The organism is Clostridium sp. 29_15, from assembly GCF_001916075.1.
GTDB classification, from domain to species: domain Bacteria; phylum Bacillota; class Clostridia; order Clostridiales; family Clostridiaceae; genus Clostridium; species Clostridium lentum.
This window is the reverse complement of record NZ_MNRT01000043.1, coordinates 16832-41683: the sequence shown is the minus strand read 5'-3', so window position 1 is coordinate 41683 and position 24852 is coordinate 16832. Positions and strand designations below refer to the sequence as shown.

At 29.0% G+C, this 24852-nt stretch carries 20 protein-coding genes; 12 read left to right on the top strand and 8 right to left on the bottom strand.

The genetic code is table 11. The features are described 5' to 3' along the window. Positions 1-99: 99 nt before the first annotated feature. The 4 genes from BHW04_RS11510 to BHW04_RS11495 all read left to right on the top strand — a co-directional run bounded on the left by BHW04_RS11510 (position 100) and on the right by BHW04_RS11495 (position 4165). Entirely contained in the window at positions 100-1008 is a 909-nt protein-coding gene (locus BHW04_RS11510; protein WP_302699743.1) for a cation diffusion facilitator family transporter, read from the top strand. A 289-nt stretch (positions 1009-1297) separates the two neighbouring features. Beyond that, positions 1298-1615 carry a phasin family protein gene (locus BHW04_RS11505; RefSeq protein WP_022212751.1) on the top strand — a complete coding sequence of 106 codons (318 nt, stop codon included), beginning with the start codon at positions 1298-1300 and terminating at the stop codon, positions 1613-1615. Between the two features lie 20 nt (positions 1616-1635). Further along, the gene (locus BHW04_RS11500) at positions 1636-3225 is read left to right on the top strand and encodes an ABC1 kinase family protein (protein WP_302699740.1); all 1590 of its coding nucleotides are present in this window, start codon (positions 1636-1638) and stop codon (positions 3223-3225) included. A gap of 142 nt (positions 3226-3367) precedes the next feature. Then, complete coding sequence (locus BHW04_RS11495; protein WP_186834657.1) at positions 3368-4165, top strand: TIGR00266 family protein; 798 nt, start codon at positions 3368-3370, stop codon at positions 4163-4165. 45 nt (positions 4166-4210) lie between these two features. Here BHW04_RS11495 and BHW04_RS11490 read toward each other — a convergent pair whose 3' ends face one another. Beyond that, positions 4211-5458, bottom strand: coding sequence for an FprA family A-type flavoprotein (locus BHW04_RS11490; protein ID WP_302699737.1), 1248 nt, complete (start codon positions 5456-5458; stop codon positions 4211-4213). 280 nt (positions 5459-5738) lie between these two features. Between BHW04_RS11490 and BHW04_RS11485 the strand changes: the two genes are divergently transcribed. Together BHW04_RS11485 and nifJ are read left to right on the top strand one after the other, a co-directional pair. Continuing rightward, positions 5739-6419 (top strand): Crp/Fnr family transcriptional regulator, encoded by a 681-nt coding sequence (locus BHW04_RS11485; protein WP_302630963.1) that lies wholly within the window; start codon positions 5739-5741, stop codon positions 6417-6419. Between the two features lie 145 nt (positions 6420-6564). Next, complete coding sequence (gene nifJ / locus BHW04_RS11480; RefSeq protein ID WP_302632476.1) at positions 6565-10098, top strand: pyruvate:ferredoxin (flavodoxin) oxidoreductase; 3534 nt, start codon at positions 6565-6567, stop codon at positions 10096-10098. 94 nt (positions 10099-10192) lie between these two features. Here the strand turns inward: nifJ and BHW04_RS11475 are convergent, their stop codons facing one another. After that, positions 10193-10693: a hypothetical protein gene (locus tag BHW04_RS11475; RefSeq protein WP_022212757.1), complete on the bottom strand. Its 501-nt coding sequence runs from the start codon at positions 10691-10693 to the stop codon at positions 10193-10195. A gap of 159 nt (positions 10694-10852) precedes the next feature. Between BHW04_RS11475 and BHW04_RS11470 the strand changes: the two genes are divergently transcribed. The 4 genes from BHW04_RS11470 (at position 10853) to BHW04_RS11455 (ending at position 14744) form a co-directional block, all read left to right on the top strand. Then, positions 10853-11698: a metallophosphoesterase gene (locus tag BHW04_RS11470; protein WP_302699733.1), complete on the top strand. Its 846-nt coding sequence runs from the start codon at positions 10853-10855 to the stop codon at positions 11696-11698. A gap of 102 nt (positions 11699-11800) precedes the next feature. Next, positions 11801-12067, top strand: coding sequence for a metal-sensing transcriptional repressor (locus BHW04_RS11465; RefSeq protein ID WP_022212759.1), 267 nt, complete (start codon positions 11801-11803; stop codon positions 12065-12067). A gap of 11 nt (positions 12068-12078) precedes the next feature. After that, positions 12079-14508, top strand: a complete 2430-nt coding sequence (locus BHW04_RS11460; RefSeq protein ID WP_302699731.1) for a heavy metal translocating P-type ATPase — start codon at positions 12079-12081, stop codon at positions 14506-14508. A 26-nt stretch (positions 14509-14534) separates the two neighbouring features. Further along, complete coding sequence (locus BHW04_RS11455; RefSeq protein ID WP_022212761.1) at positions 14535-14744, top strand: heavy-metal-associated domain-containing protein; 210 nt, start codon at positions 14535-14537, stop codon at positions 14742-14744. Between the two features lie 54 nt (positions 14745-14798). Here BHW04_RS11455 and pflB read toward each other — a convergent pair whose 3' ends face one another. The 6 genes from pflB to BHW04_RS11425 form a co-directional block, all read right to left on the bottom strand. After that, positions 14799-17030 carry a formate C-acetyltransferase gene (gene pflB / locus BHW04_RS11450; protein WP_302699728.1) on the bottom strand — a complete coding sequence of 744 codons (2232 nt, stop codon included), beginning with the start codon at positions 17028-17030 and terminating at the stop codon, positions 14799-14801. Positions 17031-17411: 381 nt separating this feature from the next. Beyond that, positions 17412-18248 (bottom strand): carboxylating nicotinate-nucleotide diphosphorylase, encoded by an 837-nt coding sequence (gene nadC / locus BHW04_RS11445; RefSeq protein WP_022212763.1) that lies wholly within the window; start codon positions 18246-18248, stop codon positions 17412-17414. Continuing rightward, entirely contained in the window at positions 18229-19530 is a 1302-nt protein-coding gene (locus BHW04_RS11440) for an L-aspartate oxidase (RefSeq protein ID WP_368072960.1), read from the bottom strand. Before BHW04_RS11440 ends, nadC begins: the two co-directional genes overlap by 20 nt. 18 nt (positions 19531-19548) lie before the next feature. Continuing rightward, positions 19549-20454 (bottom strand): quinolinate synthase NadA, encoded by a 906-nt coding sequence (gene nadA, locus BHW04_RS11435; protein ID WP_302653105.1) that lies wholly within the window; start codon positions 20452-20454, stop codon positions 19549-19551. A gap of 185 nt (positions 20455-20639) precedes the next feature. Then, positions 20640-21203 carry a chromate transporter gene (locus BHW04_RS11430; protein ID WP_302699724.1) on the bottom strand — a complete coding sequence of 188 codons (564 nt, stop codon included), beginning with the start codon at positions 21201-21203 and terminating at the stop codon, positions 20640-20642. Continuing rightward, positions 21203-21742 (bottom strand): chromate transporter, encoded by a 540-nt coding sequence (locus BHW04_RS11425; protein WP_302699722.1) that lies wholly within the window; start codon positions 21740-21742, stop codon positions 21203-21205. Before BHW04_RS11425 ends, BHW04_RS11430 begins: the two co-directional genes overlap by 1 nt. 427 nt (positions 21743-22169) lie before the next feature. Between BHW04_RS11425 and BHW04_RS11420 the strand changes: the two genes are divergently transcribed. Continuing rightward, entirely contained in the window at positions 22170-22976 is an 807-nt protein-coding gene (locus tag BHW04_RS11420) for a cation diffusion facilitator family transporter (protein WP_302699720.1), read from the top strand. Positions 22977-23145: 169 nt separating this feature from the next. After that, positions 23146-24840: a sensor histidine kinase gene (locus tag BHW04_RS11415; protein ID WP_302699718.1), complete on the top strand. Its 1695-nt coding sequence runs from the start codon at positions 23146-23148 to the stop codon at positions 24838-24840. Positions 24841-24852 lie beyond the last annotated feature (12 nt).

Genomic DNA, 24852 nt, shown 5'->3' with positions numbered 1-24852 from the left:
TATTTTTAGGAACTTTAACATAGAAGGTGAATAGAATGAAATTAAATATAAATTATCAAAAAAGGGGAAAAAACAATACATTTTATCAGGTGATAATATATGGATAGTAAGATAAGAGATGATAAGAGTATTGCAATGAGAGTTTCAGTAGTAAGTATAATAATTAATGCAATATTATCTATTGGGAAAGTAGCTGCAGGGGTAATTGCTGGTTCTGGAGCGATGATTTCTGATGGAGTACATTCAGCCTCAGATGTATTTAGTACAATTATAGTTATTATAGGTTTCAATATAGCTCATAAAGAAAGTGATGAAAAGCATCAGTATGGTCATGAGAGATTTGAATGTATAGCAGCTATGATTTTAGGTGGAATACTTTTAGCTACAGGAATAGGAATTGGTTTAAGTGGAATTAATAAAATAATTGCTGGAATAGAAGGAAACTTATCTGCACCAGGAAGCTTAGCATTAGTTGCTGCTGTTATTTCAATAGTTGTAAAGGAATGGATGTATTGGTATACAAGATCTGCAGCCATAAAAATAAATTCAGGAGCATTAAAGGCAGATGCATGGCATCATAGATCAGATGCCTTATCTTCAGTAGGTAGCTTTATAGGAATATTAGGTGCTAGAATAAAGTTTCCTATACTTGATCCAATAGCATCAATTATAATATGTTTATTTATAGTGAAAGTATCATATGATATATTTAAGGATTCTATATATAAACTAATAGATGCTTCTTGTGATGATGAAACCATAAATAAGATTAGGGAAATAGCTTTAGCACAAGAAGGTGTTATGCAGTTAGATACATTGAAAACTAGAGTTTTTGGCTCAAGAATTTATGTTGATATTGAAATATCAGCATATGGCAAGCAAAGCCTTGAAGATGCACATAACATAGCTCAAAAGGTACATGACGAAGTTGAAGAAAATATACCTATGATAAAGCATTGTATGGTACATGTAAATCCATATAAAAATAATAAAAGTATTGATATTTAATTTTTATATGAATAATAGGAATGTAATTTAAATGATAATTTAATGAGCATAAAAACACAATATTAAAAAAATATACGAAAATAATAATTTTTAATAATACAATTATTTCAAAATATGTTAAAATAATAATATACAATAGTAAGGAATGTTGAAAATTTAATAGCCTTGATAATCCAGGACATCAAAAGAAAAAAATGAACTTTTGATGCTCTGGATTTTATTGTATTAATAAATTCATTAAAGGGAATATATATAGAAAAGTTAAAAAATTAAGAAGGTGGTTTTATTTATGATGGAAGAATTTAAAAAAATATTTTTGCTTGGAATAGGAGCAGCATCCATGACATATGAAAAATCTATGGAAATAATAAATGATATGGTGAAAAAGGGAAAGCTTACTTTAGAGGAAGGAAAGCAGATAGGTGATGAATTGAGGAAAAGTATGAAGGATAAGGCTTCTATAATCAGTGAAAATAATAAAAAATATCTTACTAAAGAAGATGTACTGCAAATAATTGCAGAATATAACTTGATATCAAGAACAGAATTTGATTTATTAAAAGAAAAGGTAGCTATGCTAGAAGAACAAATAAAAAATATAAAGTAAATTTATAGGGGAGGTTTTTTATGGTTTACACTTCAGGAGAAAGAGTTAAAGAAATAGTGAAAATTTTTACTAAATATGGCTTAAGCTATATTGTAGATAAGAAAAATAAAAAAGATAAAAAATCTCCTGCTAATTTAAGAAAGGCATTTGAAGAGCTTGGACCTACTTTTATTAAAATAGGTCAAATATTAAGTACCAGATCTGATTTAATAGGTGAGGAGTATATTAGGGAATTATCTAAATTGCAGGATAAAGCAGCCGTTGAGGGTTTTTCAGAATTTGAAGAAATTTTTAGAAATGAGTTTTCCAAGGAATTATTAGATAGTTTTCTTTATATAAATAAGGAGCCAATTGCATCTGCATCTATAGCGCAAGTATATTTTGGCGTATTAAATGATGGACGTGAAGTGGTAATTAAAATTCAAAGGCCTAATATTAAGGAAAGAATGTATATAGATTTGGATATACTTATCAGTTTAAGTGAGAAATATAATCATATTTTTAAGGAATCTGTTGTAAGTGTAAAGGATACGTTAATGGAAATAAGAAAATCAACGGTAAATGAGTTAGATTTTATTTCAGAAGCTAATAATATTAGAAAGTTTAGAAAACTAAACAAAGAAAGGAATTACATATATGCTCCATATGTAGTTAATGAGCTAAGTGGAGAAAAAGTCTTAACCTTAGAAAATATAAATGGATTTAAAATTAATGATATAAAGGCTATGGATGAATATGGATATGATAAGGATAATTTGGCAAAAGAACTGACAATTTCTTATTTTAAGCAAGTGATGGAGGATGGATTTTTTCATGCAGACCCTCATCCTGGTAATATATTAATTAGCAATGGAAAGATATGCTTTATAGATTTTGGAATGGTAGGAGAGCTATCACATGAATTTATCTCGAGACTAAATAACGTAATTATTGGATTGGTTATTGAAGATATTGATATAGTTGTGGATTTTATATTATATGCAGGTATACAGACAGGAACTGTAAAGAGAGAAATTTTATATGAAGATGTTGAATATTTATATAATAAATATTTTACTATTTCTGTTAAAAATATAAAGCTATCAATAATATTAGAAGAAGTTATGGAGATTGCAAAAAAAAATAATTTAAAGCTTCCCAGTGAGTTTACTATGCTTATTAGAAGTATGATAATTTTAGAAGGTATAATAGCAGAATTATCACCAGATGTTAATATTATTTCACTAGTTATTTCTTATGTAAAAGATAATAGCAAAAACTATTTATTTAATAATATCAGTATGAAAGATTTATTTATCAAGTGGTATAAGGTTTCAAAGATACCAGAAAAGCTAGTGGAGCTAACTAATACCTTTACTAAAGGTAGGGCAAAAGTAAATCTAAAAATAGATAATAATAAATATATGGATGAATTTAATAAAATGATTAATAGATTATCATTTTCTCTTATAATAGCAGGGATGATTGTAGGTTCATCCATAATTATAAATTCTAATCCAGGACCTAAAATTCATGGAGTATCTATAATTGGATTAGTTGGATATTTAGTATCTGCTATTTTAGGGTTATGGCTTTTAATATCTATCATAATGTCAGGAAGTTTAAAATAGGAGCATTTGTTAAATTAAATAATTATTTTAGAGATATTGCAAAACATAAATATAGATGTAATGATATTATTAATAACTTTTTATAAATAATATAAAAATGTAAGGAATACAACTAAATTAAGAGCAAAAAAATAAGGAGTAGATGAAAATGGCACATGAAATTGATTATAAAATATATGGTAATGAAATGCAGTTTGTAGAAATAGAATTAGATCCTAATGAAACTGCTGTTGCTGAAGCAGGAGCTATGATGATGATGGACAATAGTATTTCCATGGAAACAATATTTGGTGATGGAAGCAGTAAAAGTAATGGTGGTGGTTTTATAGGGAAGTTAGGTGGTGCAGCTAAGAGAGTAATAACAGGTGAGAGTTTATTTATGACTGCATTCACCAATAGAGGGTATGGAAAACAGAAGGTTTCTTTTGCAGCACCTTATCCAGGTAAGATAATTCCTATAAATTTAAGGGAGTTTGAGGGAAAAATTATCTGTCAGAAAGATGCTTTTTTATGTTGTGCAAAGGGAGTAAGTTTAGGCATTGCTTTCACTAAGAAAATAGGAGTAGGTTTTTTTGGTGGAGAAGGATTTATTCTACAAAAACTTGAAGGTGATGGATTAGCTTTTGTTCATGGTGGTGGAACTATTGTAAAAAAGACATTAATTCCAGGACAAGTATTAAAAGTAGATACAGGGTGTTTAGTGGCTATGACAAAGGATGTTAAATATGATATTCAATTTGTAGGTGGATTAAAGAACACATTATTTGGTGGAGAAGGGTTATTTTTCGCTACTTTAACAGGACCTGGTGATGTGTGGATACAAAGTTTGCCTTTTAGCAAACTTGCTGAGAAGGTTATTGCTGCTTCTCCACAGCTAGGAACACAATCTAAGGATGAAGGTAGTTTGCTTGGAGGCATAGGCAATTTGTTTGAACGATAAAAAGAGGGATTCATTGCAATGAATTCCTCTTTTTAATTTATATATTTATTGATTTTGTATGTTACATTGTCCGCCGTTAACACATTGTAAAGTTTCTTTAGCAAAGTCATGTCCAAAAGCAAATGCTTTTTCTAATTCATCTTCACTTGGTCTAAACATAACTCCAAGTGGTGCCACTGGAATATTGAATTTAAGTTGATTAAATCTTTGCTCAATATTTTTAAGTGCATCTCCGCTCCATCCATATGAACCAAAGCAACTTGCATGTAATCCTCTATGAATTACTGGATTTAATGATCCAAGTATAGTCCAAATTGGAGGAAGTGTATCAGCAAGTAAAGTAGGTGAGCCTATTAATAGTCCACTACATTTATTAATTTCAGCAATAACTTCATTTATATCAGTGTAAACTAAGTCATACATTAGTACATCAACATTTTCTTCTAAAGCTTCAATACCTGCTTTAACTTTTTCAGCTAGCTCAGCAGTATAACCATAAGCACTTACATATGGAATAACTATGCTAGGTGTTTCTCTTTTTACTGGCTGGCTCCATTCTTTATATAATTCCATATATTTTTCAATGTTAGCACCATCTAAAACCATACCATGTCCAGGACAAATAAATTTTATTGATAAATCTTTAATTTTATCTAAAGCCTTTAATACATAAGGTTTGAAAGGTCCCATTATCATTGAGAAATAGTAATTGTATGCTTCTATATAATCAGCTTCTTTTTCAGCTTCTAACTTGCTTTTAATAATACGTTCATCGCTGTAGTGAGCTCCAAATGAGTCACAAGTTATAAGAGTTTCATCTTCAATTACATATGAATACATTGTATCTGGCCAGTGTAATTGAGGTACACTTAAGAACTTAATTGTCTTATTTCCAAGTGAAATAGTTTCACCATCTTTAACAACTTTATTCTTGAAAGGTTTATTCATTATTTGTCCCATATATCTTATTGCAAGACTACTTCCAACAACAGTAGCATTAGGAGCAAATTCTAAAAGTTTTCCTACTGAACCAGCATGATCAGGTTCTGTATGATTTACCACTATATATGTTATATCTTCAGGTTTTACAATTGATTTTATTTTTTCTAAATGTTCATCAAAGAATTTTTCTTTTACTGTTTCAAATATGGCAACTCCATCAGTACCTTTTAAAACATATGAATTATAAGTTGTACCAAACTTTGTTTCCATTATAATATCAAAAATTCTTAAGTTTGGATCTAAAGCTCCAACCCAAGTTAAATCAGGATTAATACTTATTGTTTTACACATGAATATAAGCACCTCTTCTATTTATAAAATTTTTATTTATATAATAATTATAATCTATGAATAACTATTGTCAACAATTGTTAAATTAATGAAATATTCAGATAATTTCAAAAATAGCAAATTTATTATACAGTAGAAATCATGCACTTTTAACAGTTATATTATTCCATAAAATCCATTTTTAAATTTTCCTAGTTTATTATTAAAAAGAAAGATATAATGTGATTAAGTCACACAAAAAAAATGTTGAAAGATGTAAAGTAGTAAGTGAGGAATTAAAATGTTAACTTATGTTAAGGATGTTAATGAAGAAAAGAGAAAAATAGATTTTCTTTATGAAGTATACCCTCTATTAAAAATTTTAGATGAAAAAAGCGATGGTATATTAAGTCAAAATGCTATTTTTAAGACTTTAAATATGGATCAATACCTATCTAATGATGGGGAAGGGTGTATGGGTTTTATTTTTATACTTAAAGGACTTATAAAAATTCAAAGAATGAATGCTGGAGGAAAAGAAACAAATCTATATGATTTAAAGGAAGGCCAGCTTTGTAATGAATTATCTAATTGTTTTAAGGAAGAAGATAATTTAAATATCTGTGCAAGAGCACTTGTTGATTCAGAAATTTGTGTAATTCCTTGTGGAATTGCTAAAAGATATTTGAAGCAAGATATAAAATTTTTAAGATATATGTATAATGACCTATATAGAAAACATCAAATTATTATTAGAGATAAAGAATCTAATAGGCATGAAAGTCTCGAAAAGAGATTAGTTAAGCTTTTAATGAGTAAGAATTCTAAGAGTATTTATGCTACCCATAGTGAATTAGCTTTTGAGATTGATTCTACTAGAGAGGTTGTCAGCAGAAGCTTAAAGAAGATTGAAAAACAAGGATTCATTAAAATGCTTAGAGGAAAGATTCAAATATTAAAAGATTTAAATGAATTATTATAATAAATTTTCTTAAGATATTTATATATAGTAAATTTCAATCTAATAATCTTATATAAAACACTAGAAAAAATAAAAACTAGAATGTATAATATTTATTAAAAGATAATTGTTATTATTTAACTACTAGAAAAGGATGGTATTTATCATGGCAAAGAAAATGATGACTATTGATGGAAATACTGCTGCTGCTTATGTTGCTTATGCATATACAGATGTTGCAGCTATATTCCCGATAACTCCTTCAACTACAATGGCAGAAATTGTAGATGAATGGGCAGCACAAGGAAAGAAAAATATATTTGGACAAACTGTTAATGTCGTTGAAATGCAATCAGAAGCAGGAGCTGCTGGAGCATTCCACGGTTCATTACAAGCAGGTGCATTAACTACTACATTTACTGCATCACAAGGTTTATTATTAATGCTTCCAAATATGTATAAGGTAGCAGGAGAATTATTACCAGGAGTATTCCACGTAAGTGCTAGAGCAATAGCTTCTCAAGCATTATCAATATTTGGTGATCATCAAGACGTTATGTCAGCAAGAATGACTGGATGTGTAATGCTTGCTGCTGGTTCAGTTCAAGAAGTAGCTGACTTAACTCCAGTATCACATCTTGCAGCAATTAAAGGAAGATTACCTTTCATTAATTTCTTTGATGGATTTAGAACATCACATGAAATTCAAAAAGTTGAAGTTTTAGATTATGAAGATTATGCAAGCTTAGTAGATATGGAAGCACTTCAAGAGTTTAGAAATAGAGCATTATCTCCAAATCATCCAGTGACAAGAGGAACAGCTCAAAACTCAGATATTTACTTCCAAACAAGAGAAGCTTCAAATAAGTTTTACAATAATATAATACCTGTAGTTGAAGAGTATATGGGTAAAATGAGCGAGCTTACAGGAAGAAATTATGGATTATTTAATTACTATGGAGCAGAAGATGCTAAACATGTTATAGTTGCTATGGGATCAGTTACAGAAGCAATTGAAGAAACTATAGATGAATTAAATGCTAGAGGAGAAAAATATGGTTTAGTTAAGGTTCACTTATTTAGACCATTCTCAACTGAACATTTCTTAAAAGCTATACCAGCTACAGCAGAAAAGATTTGTGTAATGGATAGAACTAAAGAACCAGGTTCAATTGGTGAGCCTCTGTACTTAGATGTACGTACCGCATTCTATGAAAAAGAAAATAGACCAGTAATAGTTGGTGGACGTTATGGATTAGCTTCAAAAGATGTTACTCCAACACACATTAAAGCTATATTTGATAATCTTAAGAAAGAAGATGCTAAAAATAACTTCACTGTTGGTATCGAAGATGACGTTACAAACACTTCAATTCCAGTAGAGGATGAATTAAGAGTTTTAACTCCAGGAACAGTAAGATGTAAGTTCTGGGGATTAGGATCAGATGGAACTGTTGGTGCTAATAAACAAGCAATTAAGATTATCGGTGAAAACACAGATAAATATGTACAAGCATATTTTGCATATGATTCAAAGAAATCTGGTGGAGCTACTATGTCTCACTTAAGATTTGGTGATCAACCAATAAGATCAACTTACCTTATAGACGAAGCTGATTATATTGGATGTCACGTTCAAGCATATGTAAATCAATATGATGTATTAAAAGGTCTTAGAAAAGGTGGAAATTTTGTATTAAACTGCATCTGGACTGAAGAAGAATTAGAAAGTAAATTACCAGCAAAAATGAAGAGATTCATTGCTGAAAATGAAATAAATTTATATACAATCAATGCTACTAAGATAGCTACTGAAATTGGTTTAGGTAGAAGAATCAATATGATAATGCAATCAGCATTCTTTAAATTAGCTGAAATCATACCAGAAGATGAAGCTAAAGATTACTTAAAAGCTTCAATTAAAAAAGCTTATGGTAAAAAAGGTGACAAAGTTGTAAATATGAACTTTGAAGCTGTTGAAAGAGGTATGAATTCATTAGTTAAGATAAATGTTCCAGCTTCATGGAAAGATGCAGAAGATTCAGAAGTTGTTGAAACTAAGAAAATTACTGATTTCGTTAAGAATATAATGAATCCAATGAACGCTCTTGAAGGTGATAAATTACCAGTAAGTGCATTCAATGGAATTGAAGATGGTACATTTCCAGCTGGAACTGCAGCATATGAAAAGAGAGGAATTGCTTCAGAAGTACCAGAATGGGAAACTGCAAAATGTATTCAATGTAACCAATGTGCTTTTGTTTGTCCACATGCATGTATTAGACCAGTTCTTGTAAGTGATGAAGAATTAGCTAATGCACCAGAAGGATTTGAAACTAAGAAAGCTACAGGAAAGACTTTAGCAGGATTAAACTACAGAATTCAAGTAAGTACATTAGATTGTACAGGATGTGCTAACTGTGTTGATATATGTCCAGCACCAGGTAAGGCATTGAAAATGGAACCTCTTGCAACTCAAACAGAAAAGGAAATACCAAACTGGGATTTCGCAGTATCAGAAAAAGTTGCTTACAAAGGTGATTTAACTCCAGGTAAGACAGTTAAAGATAGTCAATTTAAAACTCCACTTATAGAGTTCTCAGGAGCTTGTGCAGGTTGTGGTGAAACAGCATATATTAAGTTAGTTACTCAATTATTTGGAGATAGAATGATGATTGCTAATGCAACTGGATGTTCATCAATTTGGGGTGGATCAGCACCTTCAACACCATACACAACTAACCATGAAGGTAAGGGACCAGCTTGGGCTAACTCATTATTTGAAGATAATGCTGAATTTGGATATGGTATGTTCTTAGCTGTAAATCAAATGAGAAGCAACATAGCTATGAATATGGAAGCTTTATTAGAAACTTCAATAGCTGAAGAATATAAAGAAACATTCAGAAATTGGATAGCTAATAAAGAAAATGGAGAGCTTTCAAAAGTTTATAGTGCAGAAGTTGAAGCTATATTAGATAACAATAATGTAGAAGATGCTAAAGCATTAGAATTATTAGCAGAAATAAATAACAGAAGAGATTATTTAGTTAAGAGATCTCAATGGATTCTTGGAGGAGATGGATGGGCTTATGACATCGGATACGGTGGATTAGATCATGTACTAGCTTCAGGAGATAACGTAAATGTTCTTGTATTCGATACAGAAATTTACTCTAATACAGGTGGACAAAGTTCTAAATCAACACCTATAGCAGCAATGGCTAAATTTGCAGCATCAGGTAAGAAGTCAGCTAAGAAAAACTTAGGTAGAATGATGATGTCTTATGGAAATGTTTATGTAGCACAAGTAGCTATAGGAGCAGATAAGAACCAAGTAGTTAAAGCTATGTTAGAAGCAGAAGCTCATGATGGACCATCAATCATCATTGCTTACTCAACTTGTATTAGCCATGGATTAAAGAAGGGAATGGGATTCTCTATAAGAAATATGGACGAAGCTGTTAAAGCTGGATACTGGCATTTATACAGATTCAATCCATCATTAAAAGAACAAGGAAAGAATCCATTTGTATTAGATTCTAAAGAACCACAAGGAAGCTTCAAAGACTTCATAATGGATCAAGTAAGATACTCAGCAATTGCAAAGCAATATCCAGAAGAAGCTGAAGAATTATTTGCAATGGCAGAAGCAGATGCTAAGAGAAAGTATGAAGAATACAAAAAATTAGCAGAATAATAGTTTTTTAAACTTAATATAAAATAAGTAGCACTACTTCTAATAACACAACAAAAAATGGGCTGTATCAAAAAGATTGATACAGCCTACTTTTTTATGCATCTATACTATCCCAAAGTTTAGATAAAGATTTTATATTTTTTTCAAGAGAATTAATATATAAATTAAAGTCAAGCTCATTCATCTTTATAAAATGAGTATTTTTTATATGATCTTTTATACCAATTTTGAAATCATTAGTTACATAAAATGTAAATTTATTTTTTGTTACTGAATCAATTAAAATAATTGGTATTTCTTTTTGAAAAAGCATCATTTCTAAATGTTCTTTATGGGTGTTAAGAGAATAATTAAACCATTTACCATATAATAATCTATCATTATCAGCAAATTTAAATAATAAAAGCAAAGCTGCTTTATCATGAGAAAAATAAGATATGTTTTTTAGCGAGATAGTCATACTATTTTTTATATAACTTATAGTATTACTGTCGATATTTAATAAAAAAGAAGAAAGGAGTTGGTTATTTTCAAATTTACAAATATAATTCTTAAAGTTGTCCATATTATTTTCTTTAAAAGATAGAAAATCCATAATATTCCCCCATACAAATGAATTTTAAAGCTATTTAAATTATACTTTTAAATGATATATAAGTTAATAAGTTGGTTTGTGTTAAAATAATTAAATTATACCAATATAGATATTATAAATTATATGGTATAATAAATATAAAAATTTTAGAGGTAATATATGTATTTTTTAGTAAGTTTAGGAGCTGTAATTACAAGTGCTATATTATTTTGTGAAAATAATAATATAGTTGTAAGTAGGGTTAAAATAAATAAGAAAGTAAAAAATCCAATAAAAATAGTACAATTGTCTGATTTACATAGTAAGGAGTTTGGAAAGGATAATAAAAAATTACTAAATAAGGTTTTAAATGAGAATCCAGATTTAATTTTATTAACAGGAGATATTATTGATTGTACTTCAATAAGACATAAAGAAATAATAAACTTTATATCAAAGATGAGTGAAAAAATTCCTACATACTATATACCTGGAAATCATGAAACTAGAGCAGAAAAATATAAAGAAATAATTAAAAAGTTAAGAAAAAATAATGTCAATGTATTGTTAAATGAAATAAGAACCATAAATATTAATGGAAATAAAGTTAATATATTAGGATTAGTTGAAGAACAAGGTTCATCGGAGGCTTATATTAAAAGGGCAAAAGGGGAATTTGAGTATAAAGATTATTCTATTATTTTTAATGAATTTTGTAAATTGCCTGGAATAAAGATTGTTTTAAGTCATTATCCAGAAAATTTTAAAGCCATAGGTGATAAATCATACTATAAATATAAATTTGATTTAATGTTTTCGGGGCATGCTCATGGAGGTCAATTTAGAATTCCTCTAATTGGAGGGTTATATGCACCAGCACAAGGGATTTTTCCTAAGTATACAGCAGGTATTCATAAAGGCATAAAAAATAATCTTATAATAAGTAGAGGTCTTGGAAATAGTGGATTTCCACTAAGATTATTTAATAAACCAGAAATAGTAGTGGTTACTATAGAAAACATATAATAAAATTTAAAATTTAAATAATATTATTGACAATTAGTTAAGAAAGATTATAATAAAAATACAAATACCCCCTAGGGGAGGGGTAATATAGGAGGAAGATTAATGAATAATGAAAGAAAAAAAGCTCTTCAATCATTAAAAACTGCAAGAGGACAAATAGATGGAATCATTAAAATGATTGAAGATGATAGATATTGTGTAGATATATCTAATCAAATAATGGCAGCACAATCGTTATTAAAAAAATCTAATTTAATAATATTAGAAAAACATTTGCATACTTGTGTAAAGGATGCTTGTATGAATGATAATGGTGACGAAAAAATAGAAGAAATAATAAGTATTTTACAAAAGGTTATGTCAAAGTAAAGGAGGAGAAAATGAAGCAAAATTCATTCAAAATAGAAGGGATGACTTGTTCAGCTTGCGCCAATAGAGTGGAAAGAGCAGTGAAGAAATTGGATGGAGTTGAAGAATCAAATGTAAATTTCGCTACAGAAACTTTATCAGTAAAATTTGATGAAACAAAGGTAGATGTTGCTAAAATTGAGGAAACAGTAGTAAAAGCAGGATATTCTGTGAGAAAAGATATGAGAGATTACACTTTCAAGGTTGAAGGAATGACATGTTCAGCTTGTGCCAATAGAGTAGAAAGAGTAACTAAAAAGATTGATGGTGTTGAAAGTGCTAATGTTAATTTTGCTACAGAAAAGCTAACAGTAAGAATTGATGCAGAAAAGGTACGATATTCAGATATTAAAGCAGTTATTGATAAAGCTGGATATAAGTTAATCAAAGAGGAAGAGCAAGTAAATGAAGGTTCTAAAAAGAAAGATGAAAGCAAGTTACTTTTAAATAGATTTATCTTCTCTCTTATATTTACAGTACCACTACTTATTATAAGTATGGGACATATGGTAGGTATGCCATTACCTTCAATTATTGATCCAATGAAAAGTCCTTTAAACTTTGCACTAGTTCAATTAGCACTTACTATACCAGTAATGGTAGCTGGTTATAAGTTTTATAAGATAGGATATAAGAATCTATTTAAGCTTAGTCCTAATATGGATTCATTAATTGCTATAGGGACATCGGCAGCAGTAGCTTATGGATTTTTTGCAATATATAAGATACTAAATGGAGAAACTCATTATGCAATGCATTTATATTTTGAATCAGCAGTAGTTATTTTAACATTAATTACTTTAGGAAAATATTTGGAAGCTGTATCAAAGGGTAAAACTTCAGAGGCTATCAAGAAGCTTATGGGATTAGCACCTAAAACTGCAACTATCATTAAGGATGGAAAAGAATTAAGTATTCCTATAGATGAAGTTATAGTAGGGGATGTAATTTTAGTGAAGCCAGGTGAAAAATTGCCTGTGGATGGTGAAATTATAGAGGGAAGCACTTCTATTGATGAATCAATGCTCACAGGCGAAAGTATTCCTGTAGAAAAAAACATAGGAAATACTGTCATAGGAGCTAGTATAAATAAATCTGGTTTTATAAAATACAAAGCTACTAAAGTTGGAAAAGATACAGCTTTATCACAAATTGTAAAGTTAGTGGAGGAAGCACAGGGAACAAAAGCACCAATAGCTAAAATGGCAGATATTATTGCTGCATATTTTGTACCAACGGTTATAGGGTTAGCAATAATAGCAACAATAGGATGGCTTATTGCAGGTGAAACTACTGTATTTGCTTTAACTATATTTATTTCAGTATTAGTAATTGCATGTCCATGTGCATTAGGATTAGCAACACCAACAGCAATTATGGTTGGAACAGGAAAAGGTGCTGAAAATGGTGTGTTAATTAAAGGTGGAGAAGCATTAGAAACAACATATAAAATAGATACTATAGTATTTGATAAAACAGGAACAATAACTGAAGGAAAGCCTAAAGTTACTGATATAATTTGTCAAGGTATAAAAGAAGAAGAAGTATTAGCTTTAGCAGCTAGTGCAGAAAAGGGGTCAGAACATCCTTTAGGAGAAGCCATAGTAAAAGAAGCAGAACATAAAAACTTAGAATTAAAAAAAATTGAAGATTTTAAAGCTGTGCCAGGACATGGAATAGAAGTTACTATTGAAGGAAAAGATATATTATTAGGTAATAAGAAATTAATGATAGAAAATAATATAGATATAGAGTCTTTACATGCTGAAAGTGATAAGCTTGCAGCGGAAGGAAAGACACCAATGTATATTGCTATAAATAATAAATTAAGTGGTATAATAGCAGTAGCTGATACTGTAAAAGAAAATAGTAAAGCTGCTATTGAAGAATTAAAGAAAATGAATGTTAAAGTAGCAATGATTACAGGAGATAATAAAAAGACAGCAGAAGCTATTGCAAAATCAGTGGGAATAGATATGGTTTTAGCAGAAGTATTACCTGAAGATAAGGCCAATGAAGTGAAGAAGCTGCAAGAGAAAAATAGAAAAGTAGCCATGGTTGGTGATGGAATAAATGATGCACCAGCTCTTGTACAGGCAGATGTAGGAATAGCCATTGGATCAGGAACTGATGTTGCCATTGAATCAGCAGATATTGTTCTTATGAAAAGTGATTTAAAAGATGTTGTTACTGCAATTAGGTTAAGCAAAGCAACTATTAAGAATATAAAAGAGAATTTATTCTGGGCATTTGGTTATAATGTTTTAGGAATACCAGTTGCCATGGGAGTGCTTCATATCTTTGGTGGTCCATTATTAAATCCAATGATTGCAGCAGCAGCCATGAGTTTTAGTTCAGTATCAGTACTTTTAAATGCACTAAGACTAAAAAGATTTAGATAATCATTAATTTTATAAAGGAGGATTTTATGAAAAAGAAAATATTAATTGAAGGAATGAGTTGTAATAAATGTGTAGGTCATGTTAAAGCAGCTTTAGAAGATTTAGATGGAGTTACTTCAGTTGAAGTTAGCTTAGAAGGGAAAAATGCAATAGTTGAAACTACAGCTAATGATGAAGCTTTAAAAGAAGTAATTGAAGATGAGGGATACGATGTAGTTGAAATAGAAGTGTTATAATAAAAAATAAGGGATAGCTAAGGCTATCCCTTATTACATTTTAAACATTATAAATTACATTGATTTGTGGAATGTTCTGTTTATAACGTCTAATTGTTGTTCTCTTGTTAATTTAATGAAGTTAACAGCATATCCTGAAACTCTGATAGTTAATTGTGGATATTCTTCTGGATGATCCATAGCATCTAATAAAGTTTCTCTGTTAAATACATTTACGTTTAAGTGATGAGCATCTTGACCAAAGTATCCATCCATCATAGCACTTAAGTTAGTGATTCTATCTTCAGGAGTTTTTCCTAGAGCATCTGGTACTATTGAGAATGTATTTGAGATACCATCTTGTGAATGTTCATATGGTAATTTAGCAACTGAGTTTAATGAAGCTAAAGATCCACTGTTATCTCTTCCGTGCATTGGGTTAGCACCTGGAGCAAATGGTTCACCAGCTTTTCTACCACATGGAGTAGTACCAGTCTTCTTACCGTAAACAACGTTTGAAGTTATAGTTAATACTGATTGAGTGTGGTATGCATTTCTGTATGTCTTGTTTTGTCTGATTTTCTTCATCATGTTTTCAACTAAGTATACAGCAATTTCATCAACTCTATCATCGTCGTTTCCGTATTTAGGGAAATCTCCTTCAACTTCGAAATCAACAGCTATTCCTTCTTCGTTTCTTATTGGCTTAACTTTAGCGTATTTGATTGCTGATAATGAATCTGCACAAACAGATAAACCAGCTATACCACAAGCCATAGTTCTGAATACATCTCTATCATGTAAAGCCATTTGTAAGCTTTCATATGAATATTTATCATGCATGTAGTGAATTACATTTAAAGTATTAACATAAAGGTTAGCTAACCAATCTGTCATTATTTCAAATCTGTTCATTACTTCGTCGTAAGTTAAATATTCACCAGTTAATGGAGCTAATTGAGGTCCAACTTGAACACCTGATTTTTCGTCTCTACCACCGTTTATAGCGTATAGTAAAGTCTTAGCTAAGTTAACTCTTGCACCGAAGAATTGCATTTGCTTACCAACTCTCATTGCAGATACACAACAAGCGATAGCGTAGTCATCTCCCCAGTATGGAGCCATTAAATCATCATTTTCGTATTGAACTGAACTTGTGTCAATTGATACCTTTGAACAGAAATCTTTGAATCCTTGAGGTAATCTAGTTGACCATAAAACTGTTAAGTTTGGTTCAGGTGATGGTCCTAAAGTGTAAAGTGTGTTAAGTACTCTGAATGAGTTCTTAGTTACTAATGTTTTACCGTTTAATCCCATACCACCGATTGATTCAGTAACCCAAGTTGGATCTCCTGAGAATAAGTCGTTGTATTCTGGAGTTCTTAAGAACTTAACTAATCTTAACTTCATTACGAAGTGGTCCATTATTTCTTGAGCTTCTTCTTCAGTGATAACACCGTTTTGTAAATCTCTTTCGATGTAGATGTCTAAGAAAGTAGAAGTTCTACCTAATGACATAGCAGCACCGTTTTGTTGTTTTATAGCAGCTAAGAATCCAAAGTATAACCATTGTACAGCTTCTTTAGCATTTGAAGCTGGTCCTGATATATCTAATCCATAAGAAGCAGCCATAGCTTTTAATTCTTTTAATGCAACTATTTGATCAGAAATTTCTTCTCTTAATCTAATTACGTCTTCATCAATAGTTTTAACTTCTAAAGATTTCTTTTGAACTAATCTATCTTCGATTAATCTGTCAACCCCGTATAGAGCAACTCTTCTGTAATCACCTATGATTCTTCCTCTACCGTAAGCATCTGGAAGACCTGTAATTATACCAGATTTTCTAGCTAATCTCATTTCATCAGTATAAGCATCGAAAACACCTTGGTTGTGAGTTTTTCTATATTTTGAGAATATTTCAGATATTCTATCAGATACTTCAAATCCATAAGATTTAGCAGCACTTTCTGCCATTCTTATACCACCTTGAGGCATAACAGCTCTCTTTAAAGGTGCATCAGTTTGAACACCAACGATTTTTTCTAAAGCTTGATCTATATATCCAGGAGCATATTCATTGATTCCTGAAACTGTTTCAGTATCTACATCTAAAACTCCACCGTTTTCTCTTTCTTTTTTGAATAATTCACTAACTTCAGCCCATAACTTAGTTGTAGCTTCAGTAGCGCCAGCTAAGAAACTATCATCTCCTTCGTATGGAGTGTAGTTAAGTTGAATAAAGTTTCTTACATCGATTTCCTTAGTCCAGTTACCTGGTTTAAAGTTATTCCATTCCTTCATCATGTTTGATCCCCTCTTTTTTATACAAAAATTTAACGATTGTTACACAATCTATTTGGAAAAAATTACTATTAATTAATAATAGTTGTTAAATAAAATATATCACTTTTATTGGAAAAATGCAATAGAAATTTAAACGATTTTAAAAAAAAAGAAAAACCGTAAAACCGTTGAAAATACTAGAGTTAGTGGTTGTAGAAAATAAATATAAATATTATTTTTAGAAGTTTGAATTTACTGAAAATTCAATAAAATATAAAAATATAATAGACTGTTTAAGGCAAATTAAAATACTAAAATTCCATAAGAAAACAAAAGATATTGTTAATATTGTAACAATATCTTTTTTAATATTATCATATTAAGTTGTATACTAAAAATGTATTAAAGTAAAATTAAATTTTTCATACTTATGTCAAAAGATTTGTATGAATGTGTTAAAGCTCCTACAGATATTAAGTTTACTCCTGTTTCTGCAATAGAACGGATAGTGTCCATATTTACGTTGCCAGAGGCTTCAATAATAGCTTTATTACCAATAATTTCTACAGATTTTTTCATTTCATCTATAGACATATTGTCTAGCATTATTATATCAGCATTGCATGTTAATGCTTCTTTAACCATATCTAAGTTTTCAGTTTCAACTTCAATTTTTCTTACAAAGGAAGAGTTTTTTCTAATTAAATTAATAGCATTAGTAATTGAACCAGCAGCATCAATATGATTATCTTTTATCAATATACCATCAGATAAATTACATCGATGATTTATTCCACCACCAATTTTTACTGAATATTTTTCTAAAATCCTAAGATTAGGAGTAGTTTTGCGAGTATCAGCTAATTTAGCATTGGTTCCTATAAGTTTTTTGCTAAAATTATTTGTTAAAGTTGCTATGCCACACATTCGTTGTAATAAGTTCAAAGCAACTCTTTCTCCTAAAAGTACATTTTTTGTTTTACCTTTGATGATAGCTATTATTTCACCTTTTTTTAATATATCTCCATCTTCTTTATTAAAAGAAACATCAACTTCACCTAGTAAGTAAAAAACTCTTGCAAAGACCTCAGCACCGGCTAAAATACCATCTTCTTTTGATATTAAATTTACGCTACAAAGGCTATCTTCAGTTACAATGGGAATGGTTGTTATATCTTCAGAGGGAATATCTTCTTTAAGTGCATTTTTAATTATTTCATCAACAATTAACCAATTCATTTTTCTTTTCTCCAATCACATCTTTAAATAAATTAATAGCAGTATTAAATAACTCTGTTTCAGCTAGTTTCATAGATGAAGCTTTAAAACTTTCAGTTTCATATGGTACTTGATATTCTGTAAATTTGCTTAGTATATCATTAACAGCACGCTTGGAAAATACTAATCCTTCTAGTAAAGAATTACTAGCAAGCCTATTGGCTCCATGAACTCCAGTACAGCTACATTCTCCAACGGCATAAAGTTTTTCCATGGAAGATTTACTGTTTAAGTCAACTTCTATTCCTCCCATAAAGTAATGTTGTACTGGGTGGATAGGAATATATTCTTTAGTGATATCTATACCATGAGATAAACATTCTTTATATATATAAGGAAATCTATTCTTGATATATTTAGGTTCCATAGTGCTTAAATCAAGATAAGCACATTCTTCGTTAGAAGAATTAAGTTCAGCATAAATTGCATTAGCAACCACATCACGAGGAAGTAGTTCATCTATAAAATGTTCACCTTTCTTATTTCTTATTAAAGCACCTTCTCCACGGACGCTCTCAGATATAAGAAGTCTTCTGTCATTTGAATCTTTAATATATAAGGCCGTTGGATGGAATTGCACATAGTTTAAATTTTTCAACTTAATATTATGTTTCTTACAAATACTAAGTCCATCACCAGTTATATGACGTTTATTAGTAGAATTTTTAAATAATCCACCAATTCCGCCTGTAGCCATAATGACAAATTGTGAATGAATACTATATTGAATATTATTATTTAGTGCAATTATTCCATGGCAACTGTTTTTATTTTCAATTATATCTGCACATAATGTATTTTCTAAAATAAGAGTATTTTTTCTTAACTTTATCTTTTGGCAAAGAGCTTCCATTATATATTTACCAGTTTCATCTTTGACATGAAGAATTCTATTGGTAGAGTGAGCAGCTTCTTTTGTATAACAAAGATTACCATGTTCTTTATCAAAAACAACTCCATACTCAATAAGCTTGTCTATGTTTTCCTTTGACTCTTTAACTAAAGTAGTGACAGCGGCTATATCATTTTCATATTTACCAGCTTTTAAAGTATCTTCAATATATGGTTTAATATCATACTCACCTTTAGAAACACATATTCCACCTTGAGCTAAGGCACTATTACTATCTGATAAAGCTTTTTTTGTGACAATAGTTATGCTGTATTTTTCAGGAATATTTAGTGCAGAATATAATCCTGCAATTCCTGAACCAACTATTACAATATCTGTATCAATATTAATTATTTTATTCATTTTATATCACCTAGCCAATTCATGCATATTTAATAAACAGTTCAAAGCTTTTAATCTAACCTCTTCTTTAATAGTTATTTCATTACAATTATTTCTTAAAACATTTGCAATATCTTCTAACCTTGTTTTTTTCATATTAGGACATAGGGTGCTTGTTCCAGGAAAATAAAAATTTTTATGAGGATTTTTTTTATTTAATTCATAATGGATTCCTTCTTCGGTACAAACAAGATAGTTTTTAGCAGAGCAATCAGTAGCATAATTTATCATTTCACCTGTACTCCCTATAAAATCTGCCAAATCCCTAATTTCTTTTTCGCATTCTGGATGAGCTAAAACAACAATATCATTTATTGCATTTTTAGATTTTAATATATTTTCAGCGCTAATCTTCTTATGAGTAATACAAAATCCATTCCATAATATAAAATCTTTTTCTGGCATTTGTTCTGCAATATATCCTCCTAGATTTTTGTCAGGAAGGAAGATGATTTTTTTTTGAGGCAGCTTTTTAATCACTTTTAAGGCATTTGATGAAGTTACTGTAACATCACAAAGAGCTTTTACATCACTAGTTGAGTTGATATAGCATACTACAGCAGCATCAGGGTGTTTTTCTTTAAGTTCTACTAAGCCATCTACGTCAGCCATATCAGCCATTGGGCATCCAGCATCAAGAGCTGGAAGAAGTACAGTTTTTTCTGGGGAAAGTATTTTTGCACTTTCAGCCATGAATTTAACACCACAAAATACTATAAGTTTATTAGGACTATCTTTTGCAATTTTACTTAAATAGTACGAGTCCCCTACATAATCAGCTATTTCTTGAATTTCTGATCGCTGATAATAATGTGCCAATATTAAAGCGTTTTTTTCTGTTTTCAATAAATTAATTTCTTTTTTTAAGTCCATTTTAAATTACCTCTCTCATACAGTTGTCATATGTATATACACATGTTAATAATATAACATTGCATGTAAAAAATGTAAACTTTAAATAAGAGAAAAGTAAAAAAAGAACTAATTTAAATAATGAGTGTTCAAGTTATTTTGCAATGAACAATCATATTAAATAGTTCTTTTTTTATTATATATAGTTATATTTTAAATAATATTCCTGCTAGTGCTCCTAAGAAGATATAGAAAATAGGGTGTTTTTTAAAATATTTCATTATTACAAATATACCTATTAATAGTAGTGTAGCTTTATAGTTAATGATATCTAAAAGTTTATTTGTAATATTAAATTTTGACATATTAAGAATGGTGATTTTAAATACTGCAAAACCAGCAGCAGTTATAAGGCCTGTAACAGCAGGTCTTAAGCCATAAAATACAGATTCCACATAAGGACTTTCTTTGAACTTGTTTAAAATATGAGCAATTATAATAATTACAATTATTGATGGTGTAATAAGTCCAATGGTAGCAATAATTCCACCTAAAAGACCACCACCTTGATATCCTGCATATGTAGCCATATTTATTCCAAGTGGACCTGGTGTAGATTGGGAGATGGCAACCATATCAGCAATACTATCTGTAGTTATCCAAGGGTATCTTTCAGAGAGATCATATAAGAAAGGAAGTGTAGAGAGACCTCCACCTATGGCAAATAATCCTATTTTAAAGAATTCATAAAATAAAGTTATATAAATCATTATTTTCTACCCCTTATTAATTTTGATATTAATCCAACACATGCAGCTGCAACTACTATATAGATTGGTGATAAGTTTACAAATGCTACTGAGATAAATGCCAAAATAGCAATTATTAATGTTATAGAATTTTTAATAGATGTTTTGGCTAGTTTTAATATGGAGCTAATAATTAAGGCAATAACGACTACACGTATACCAGAGAAAGCATGCTGTATAATGGCATAGCTTGCAAAGTTTTTTAATAAGGCTGCAATAATAATTATTATTATTAAGGAAGGAAAAACAACTCCTAATGTTGCAACTATTGCACCAATTATTCCTTGAACTTTATAGCCAATGAAAGTTGCTGTGTTTACAGCGATTATGCCTGGTGTACATTGCCCTACAGCATAATAATCTAGAACTTCTTCTTCAGTAGCCCATTTTTTTTCTTCAACAATTTCTTTTTGAATCATTGGAAGCATGGCATAGCCACCACCAAAAGTTAATCCTCCAATTCGGCAGAAAGTGAAAAATAAATCAATTAATGTCTTCATAATTTATATCTCTCCTGTGTTAATGTAATAATATTCTATGAATAGTATACCATAATATGAAAGTGTAAAAGATGTAACAATATAACACTATTACATCTTTTATTGAAAGACATGTCTATATTAAGTAGGGTGTAATATAAAAATAAGAAAAAAACTAATAATAATACCGTATTTTAATCTTTATTTAAGTACATTTATGCTTTTTGGTATAAAAAATTAAACTTGAATATAAGGATAAAGTTGTAAAAAGGTAGCATTTTAATCATTACCAAGAGTGATAATTTAGCGTATTATATTTGTATAGAGTAAAACTTGAATAGAGGTGAAGATAATGAAACTAGAAAATAAAATTTTAAAAATATCAATGGTAGGTGCGTTATTCTTTGCACTATTTGGTATAGCATGGGGATGAACTGTACAATCTGAAATGATTATATTTGATGGATTATATTCATTTATCAGTTTAGCGTTAACAATGTTGTCTTTATATATAAATAATTTTATGGCTAAGAAGGAATTAGATAAATATCCTTTTGGCAAATATATATTGGAACCTTTAGTTATATCCTTAAAATCACTTATCATAGGAGGAATGTGTTTATATTCTTTGATAGGAGCTATACAGGATATAGTGAATGGCGGAAATAGTGTAGAATATGGTTCAGCATTAATATATTCTATTGTATCAGTTGTAGGGTGCGGTGGCGTATATATTTTTATGAAGAAAAAAGGTGAAAAAATTTCTTCAGAAATGGTTAAAGTTGAAGCAAGTCAATGGCTTATGGATACTTTATTAAGTATTGGTGTATTGGTAGGCTTTGTAATAGCTATGATTCTTAGAAATACAAGGTTTGCTTGGCTAAATGTATATATAGATCCAATGATGGTAATTATGGTATCAGTTGTATTCATAAAGATGCCTATACAATCTTTTATAAATTCCTTTAAGGAAATATTATGTGTAAAAGCAAATGATGAAATCAATGATGATATATATTTTATTGTAAAAGAAATTGAGAAAGAATATAAATTTGAAGATTCAATATCAAGAGTATCAAAAATCGGTGGAGAGTTAAGAATTGAAATAGATTTTATATATAATGAAGAAAGTAAATTAAAAGATTTAGATCAAATGGATTGTGTTAGAGAAAAAGTTTATGATGCGATAAAACATATAGATTATAATAAATGGCTAAATGTTTCTTTTACTGGGGACAAAAAATGGGCCATATAAAAAAGCGAAGGAGAAATCCTTCGTTTTTTTATATGTTTTTTATACAAGTATATAAAAAATAAGGAGAGATTTCTTACAAAATTCGTATTATTTTTAATGGCGAATTTATGGAATTATTTATAAAATTATAATAATATTAGAATGGAGGATAATTGGAGGGAATTTAGAAATGAAAGTAAAGGATAAAATAACAAGATTTTATACCATAGAAGATTTGGAAGAAATATTAGATAAATTACCTTATCAAATATGGTTAAAAGATGATGAAAAAAAATATATATACATAAATAAATTAGGTGCAGAAAAGTTAGGGGTTAGTAAAGAAGAAATAATAGGAAAAACTGACTATGAATTTAGAGAGTATGATATTGCTAAGGTATGTGATAAAACAGATATAGAAGTTATAGAGAAAAAAGCTGATATTTATAATGAAGAGCATAGTAAAATAGATGATAATGAAATATGGCATAAGGTATATAAATTTATTTTACATAAAGAGAATAAAAAAGAAATTATAGGAGGAGTAGCACGAGAGATATCATTAGATAAGAATATACAATTAGAAATTGAATCAAACTTAATGAGTTATTTAAATATAGATGAAGAAAAAAGATATGATACTAAAAAAACTATTCATTTATTGTTAAAAGAAATAAAAAATATTGTTGAATATAAGAATATATCTATATTTTTATATGATAAAGATAGTGAGAAATTTAAGTTTTATTTAAGCGAAAATGAAGAAGAAAATAGTTTTAATGTAGATATACGTATAAATAAAGAAATAGAAAATAAATTATGTAGTAAAGAAATTATTAAAGATAAGTATGAGGAAATATATAATAAATTAGAAATGTTTAAAGGAAAAAAAGAAAGTTTAGAAATTAGGCATATAGAACTAGCGAATAAATTATTTGGGTTAGTAGTAATAACTTATGATGAAAGTAAAAATTGTTTTACTAAAGAGGAATCTTATTTAAATGAAACTTTAAGTAAAATAGGATATATAGTTAAACAGACAGAAAATAAAAGTGAAATTAAATATATAACCGATAAGAAAAAGGAATTAGAAGAGTTTATTAAATTAGAAGCTATGAAGGTGGAATTTTTATCCAATATGTCTCATGAATTTAGAACTCCTATTAATATAATACTTGCTATTGTGCAATTATTGAATTTACATAATAAGCCATTAGGTGATGAAAAATATAAAGAATATTTAAACATATTAAAGCAAAATTCATATAGATTATTGAGATTGGTTAACAATGTTATGGATATAACGAAGGTAAATAGTGATTCACATAAATTGAACTTAGTAAATTGTAATATTGTTAGTGTTTTAGAAGAAATAGTTATGTCTACTGTATTATATGCAAGTGAAAAGAAAAGAAATATAATTTTTGATACAGATAGTGAAGAAATAATTTTAGCTTGTGATGAAGATAAAATTGAAAGAATTATGCTTAATTTAATATCTAATGCCATTAAATTTTCTCAGCTCCATACAGATATTGAAATAAAAATAAAGACAAATGTAGAATTAAATAGAGTATATATATCTGTTAAAAATTATGGTTCCAATATAGAATTTAACGATAGAGAAAAAATATTTGAAAGATTTCATAAAGGAGATAATTCGTTAAATAGGAAAAATGAAGGTTGTGGTATAGGATTATTTTTATGTAGAAAGTTTATAGAAATGCATGGAGGAGAAATATTTTTAGATAATATAGATAATGGTACTCAGTTTTCATTTTATTTACCGATAAATATAACAAATGAAAAAATATATAATCCTTTAATGCAGAAAGATAGTCTTATAGAGAAATGTAATATTGAATTTTCTGATATATATATATAACTATATTTATTA

Excerpts from the sequence above, each read along its gene's own strand:
- BHW04_RS11485 (WP_302630963.1), top strand. The coding sequence starts at position 5,739 with ATGTTAACTTATGTTAAGGATGTTAATGAAGAAAAGAGAAAAATAGAT.
- BHW04_RS11505 (WP_022212751.1), top strand. The coding sequence starts at position 1,298 with ATGATGGAAGAATTTAAAAAAATATTTTTGCTTGGAATAGGAGCAGCA.
- BHW04_RS11470 (WP_302699733.1), top strand. The coding sequence starts at position 10,853 with ATGTATTTTTTAGTAAGTTTAGGAGCTGTAATTACAAGTGCTATATTA.
- BHW04_RS11465 (WP_022212759.1), top strand. The coding sequence starts at position 11,801 with ATGAATAATGAAAGAAAAAAAGCTCTTCAATCATTAAAAACTGCAAGA.
- BHW04_RS11420 (WP_302699720.1), top strand. The coding sequence starts at position 22,170 with ATGATTATATTTGATGGATTATATTCATTTATCAGTTTAGCGTTAACA.
- BHW04_RS11475 (WP_022212757.1), bottom strand. The coding sequence starts at position 10,693 with ATGGATTTTCTATCTTTTAAAGAAAATAATATGGACAACTTTAAGAAT.
- BHW04_RS11495 (WP_186834657.1), top strand. The coding sequence starts at position 3,368 with ATGAAAATGGCACATGAAATTGATTATAAAATATATGGTAATGAAATG.
- nadC (WP_022212763.1), bottom strand. The coding sequence starts at position 18,248 with ATGAATTGGTTAATTGTTGATGAAATAATTAAAAATGCACTTAAAGAA.
- BHW04_RS11455 (WP_022212761.1), top strand. The coding sequence starts at position 14,535 with ATGAAAAAGAAAATATTAATTGAAGGAATGAGTTGTAATAAATGTGTA.
- BHW04_RS11510 (WP_302699743.1), top strand. The coding sequence starts at position 100 with ATGGATAGTAAGATAAGAGATGATAAGAGTATTGCAATGAGAGTTTCA.
- nadA (WP_302653105.1), bottom strand. The coding sequence starts at position 20,454 with ATGGACTTAAAAAAAGAAATTAATTTATTGAAAACAGAAAAAAACGCT.
- BHW04_RS11415 (WP_302699718.1), top strand. The coding sequence starts at position 23,146 with ATGAAAGTAAAGGATAAAATAACAAGATTTTATACCATAGAAGATTTG.
- BHW04_RS11500 (WP_302699740.1), top strand. The coding sequence starts at position 1,636 with ATGGTTTACACTTCAGGAGAAAGAGTTAAAGAAATAGTGAAAATTTTT.
- nifJ (WP_302632476.1), top strand. The coding sequence starts at position 6,565 with ATGGCAAAGAAAATGATGACTATTGATGGAAATACTGCTGCTGCTTAT.
- BHW04_RS11430 (WP_302699724.1), bottom strand. The coding sequence starts at position 21,203 with ATGATTTATATAACTTTATTTTATGAATTCTTTAAAATAGGATTATTT.
- BHW04_RS11490 (WP_302699737.1), bottom strand. The coding sequence starts at position 5,458 with ATGTGTAAAACAATAAGTATTAATCCTGATTTAACTTGGGTTGGAGCT.
- BHW04_RS11425 (WP_302699722.1), bottom strand. The coding sequence starts at position 21,742 with ATGAAGACATTAATTGATTTATTTTTCACTTTCTGCCGAATTGGAGGA.
- BHW04_RS11460 (WP_302699731.1), top strand. The coding sequence starts at position 12,079 with ATGAAGCAAAATTCATTCAAAATAGAAGGGATGACTTGTTCAGCTTGC.
- pflB (WP_302699728.1), bottom strand. The coding sequence starts at position 17,030 with ATGATGAAGGAATGGAATAACTTTAAACCAGGTAACTGGACTAAGGAA.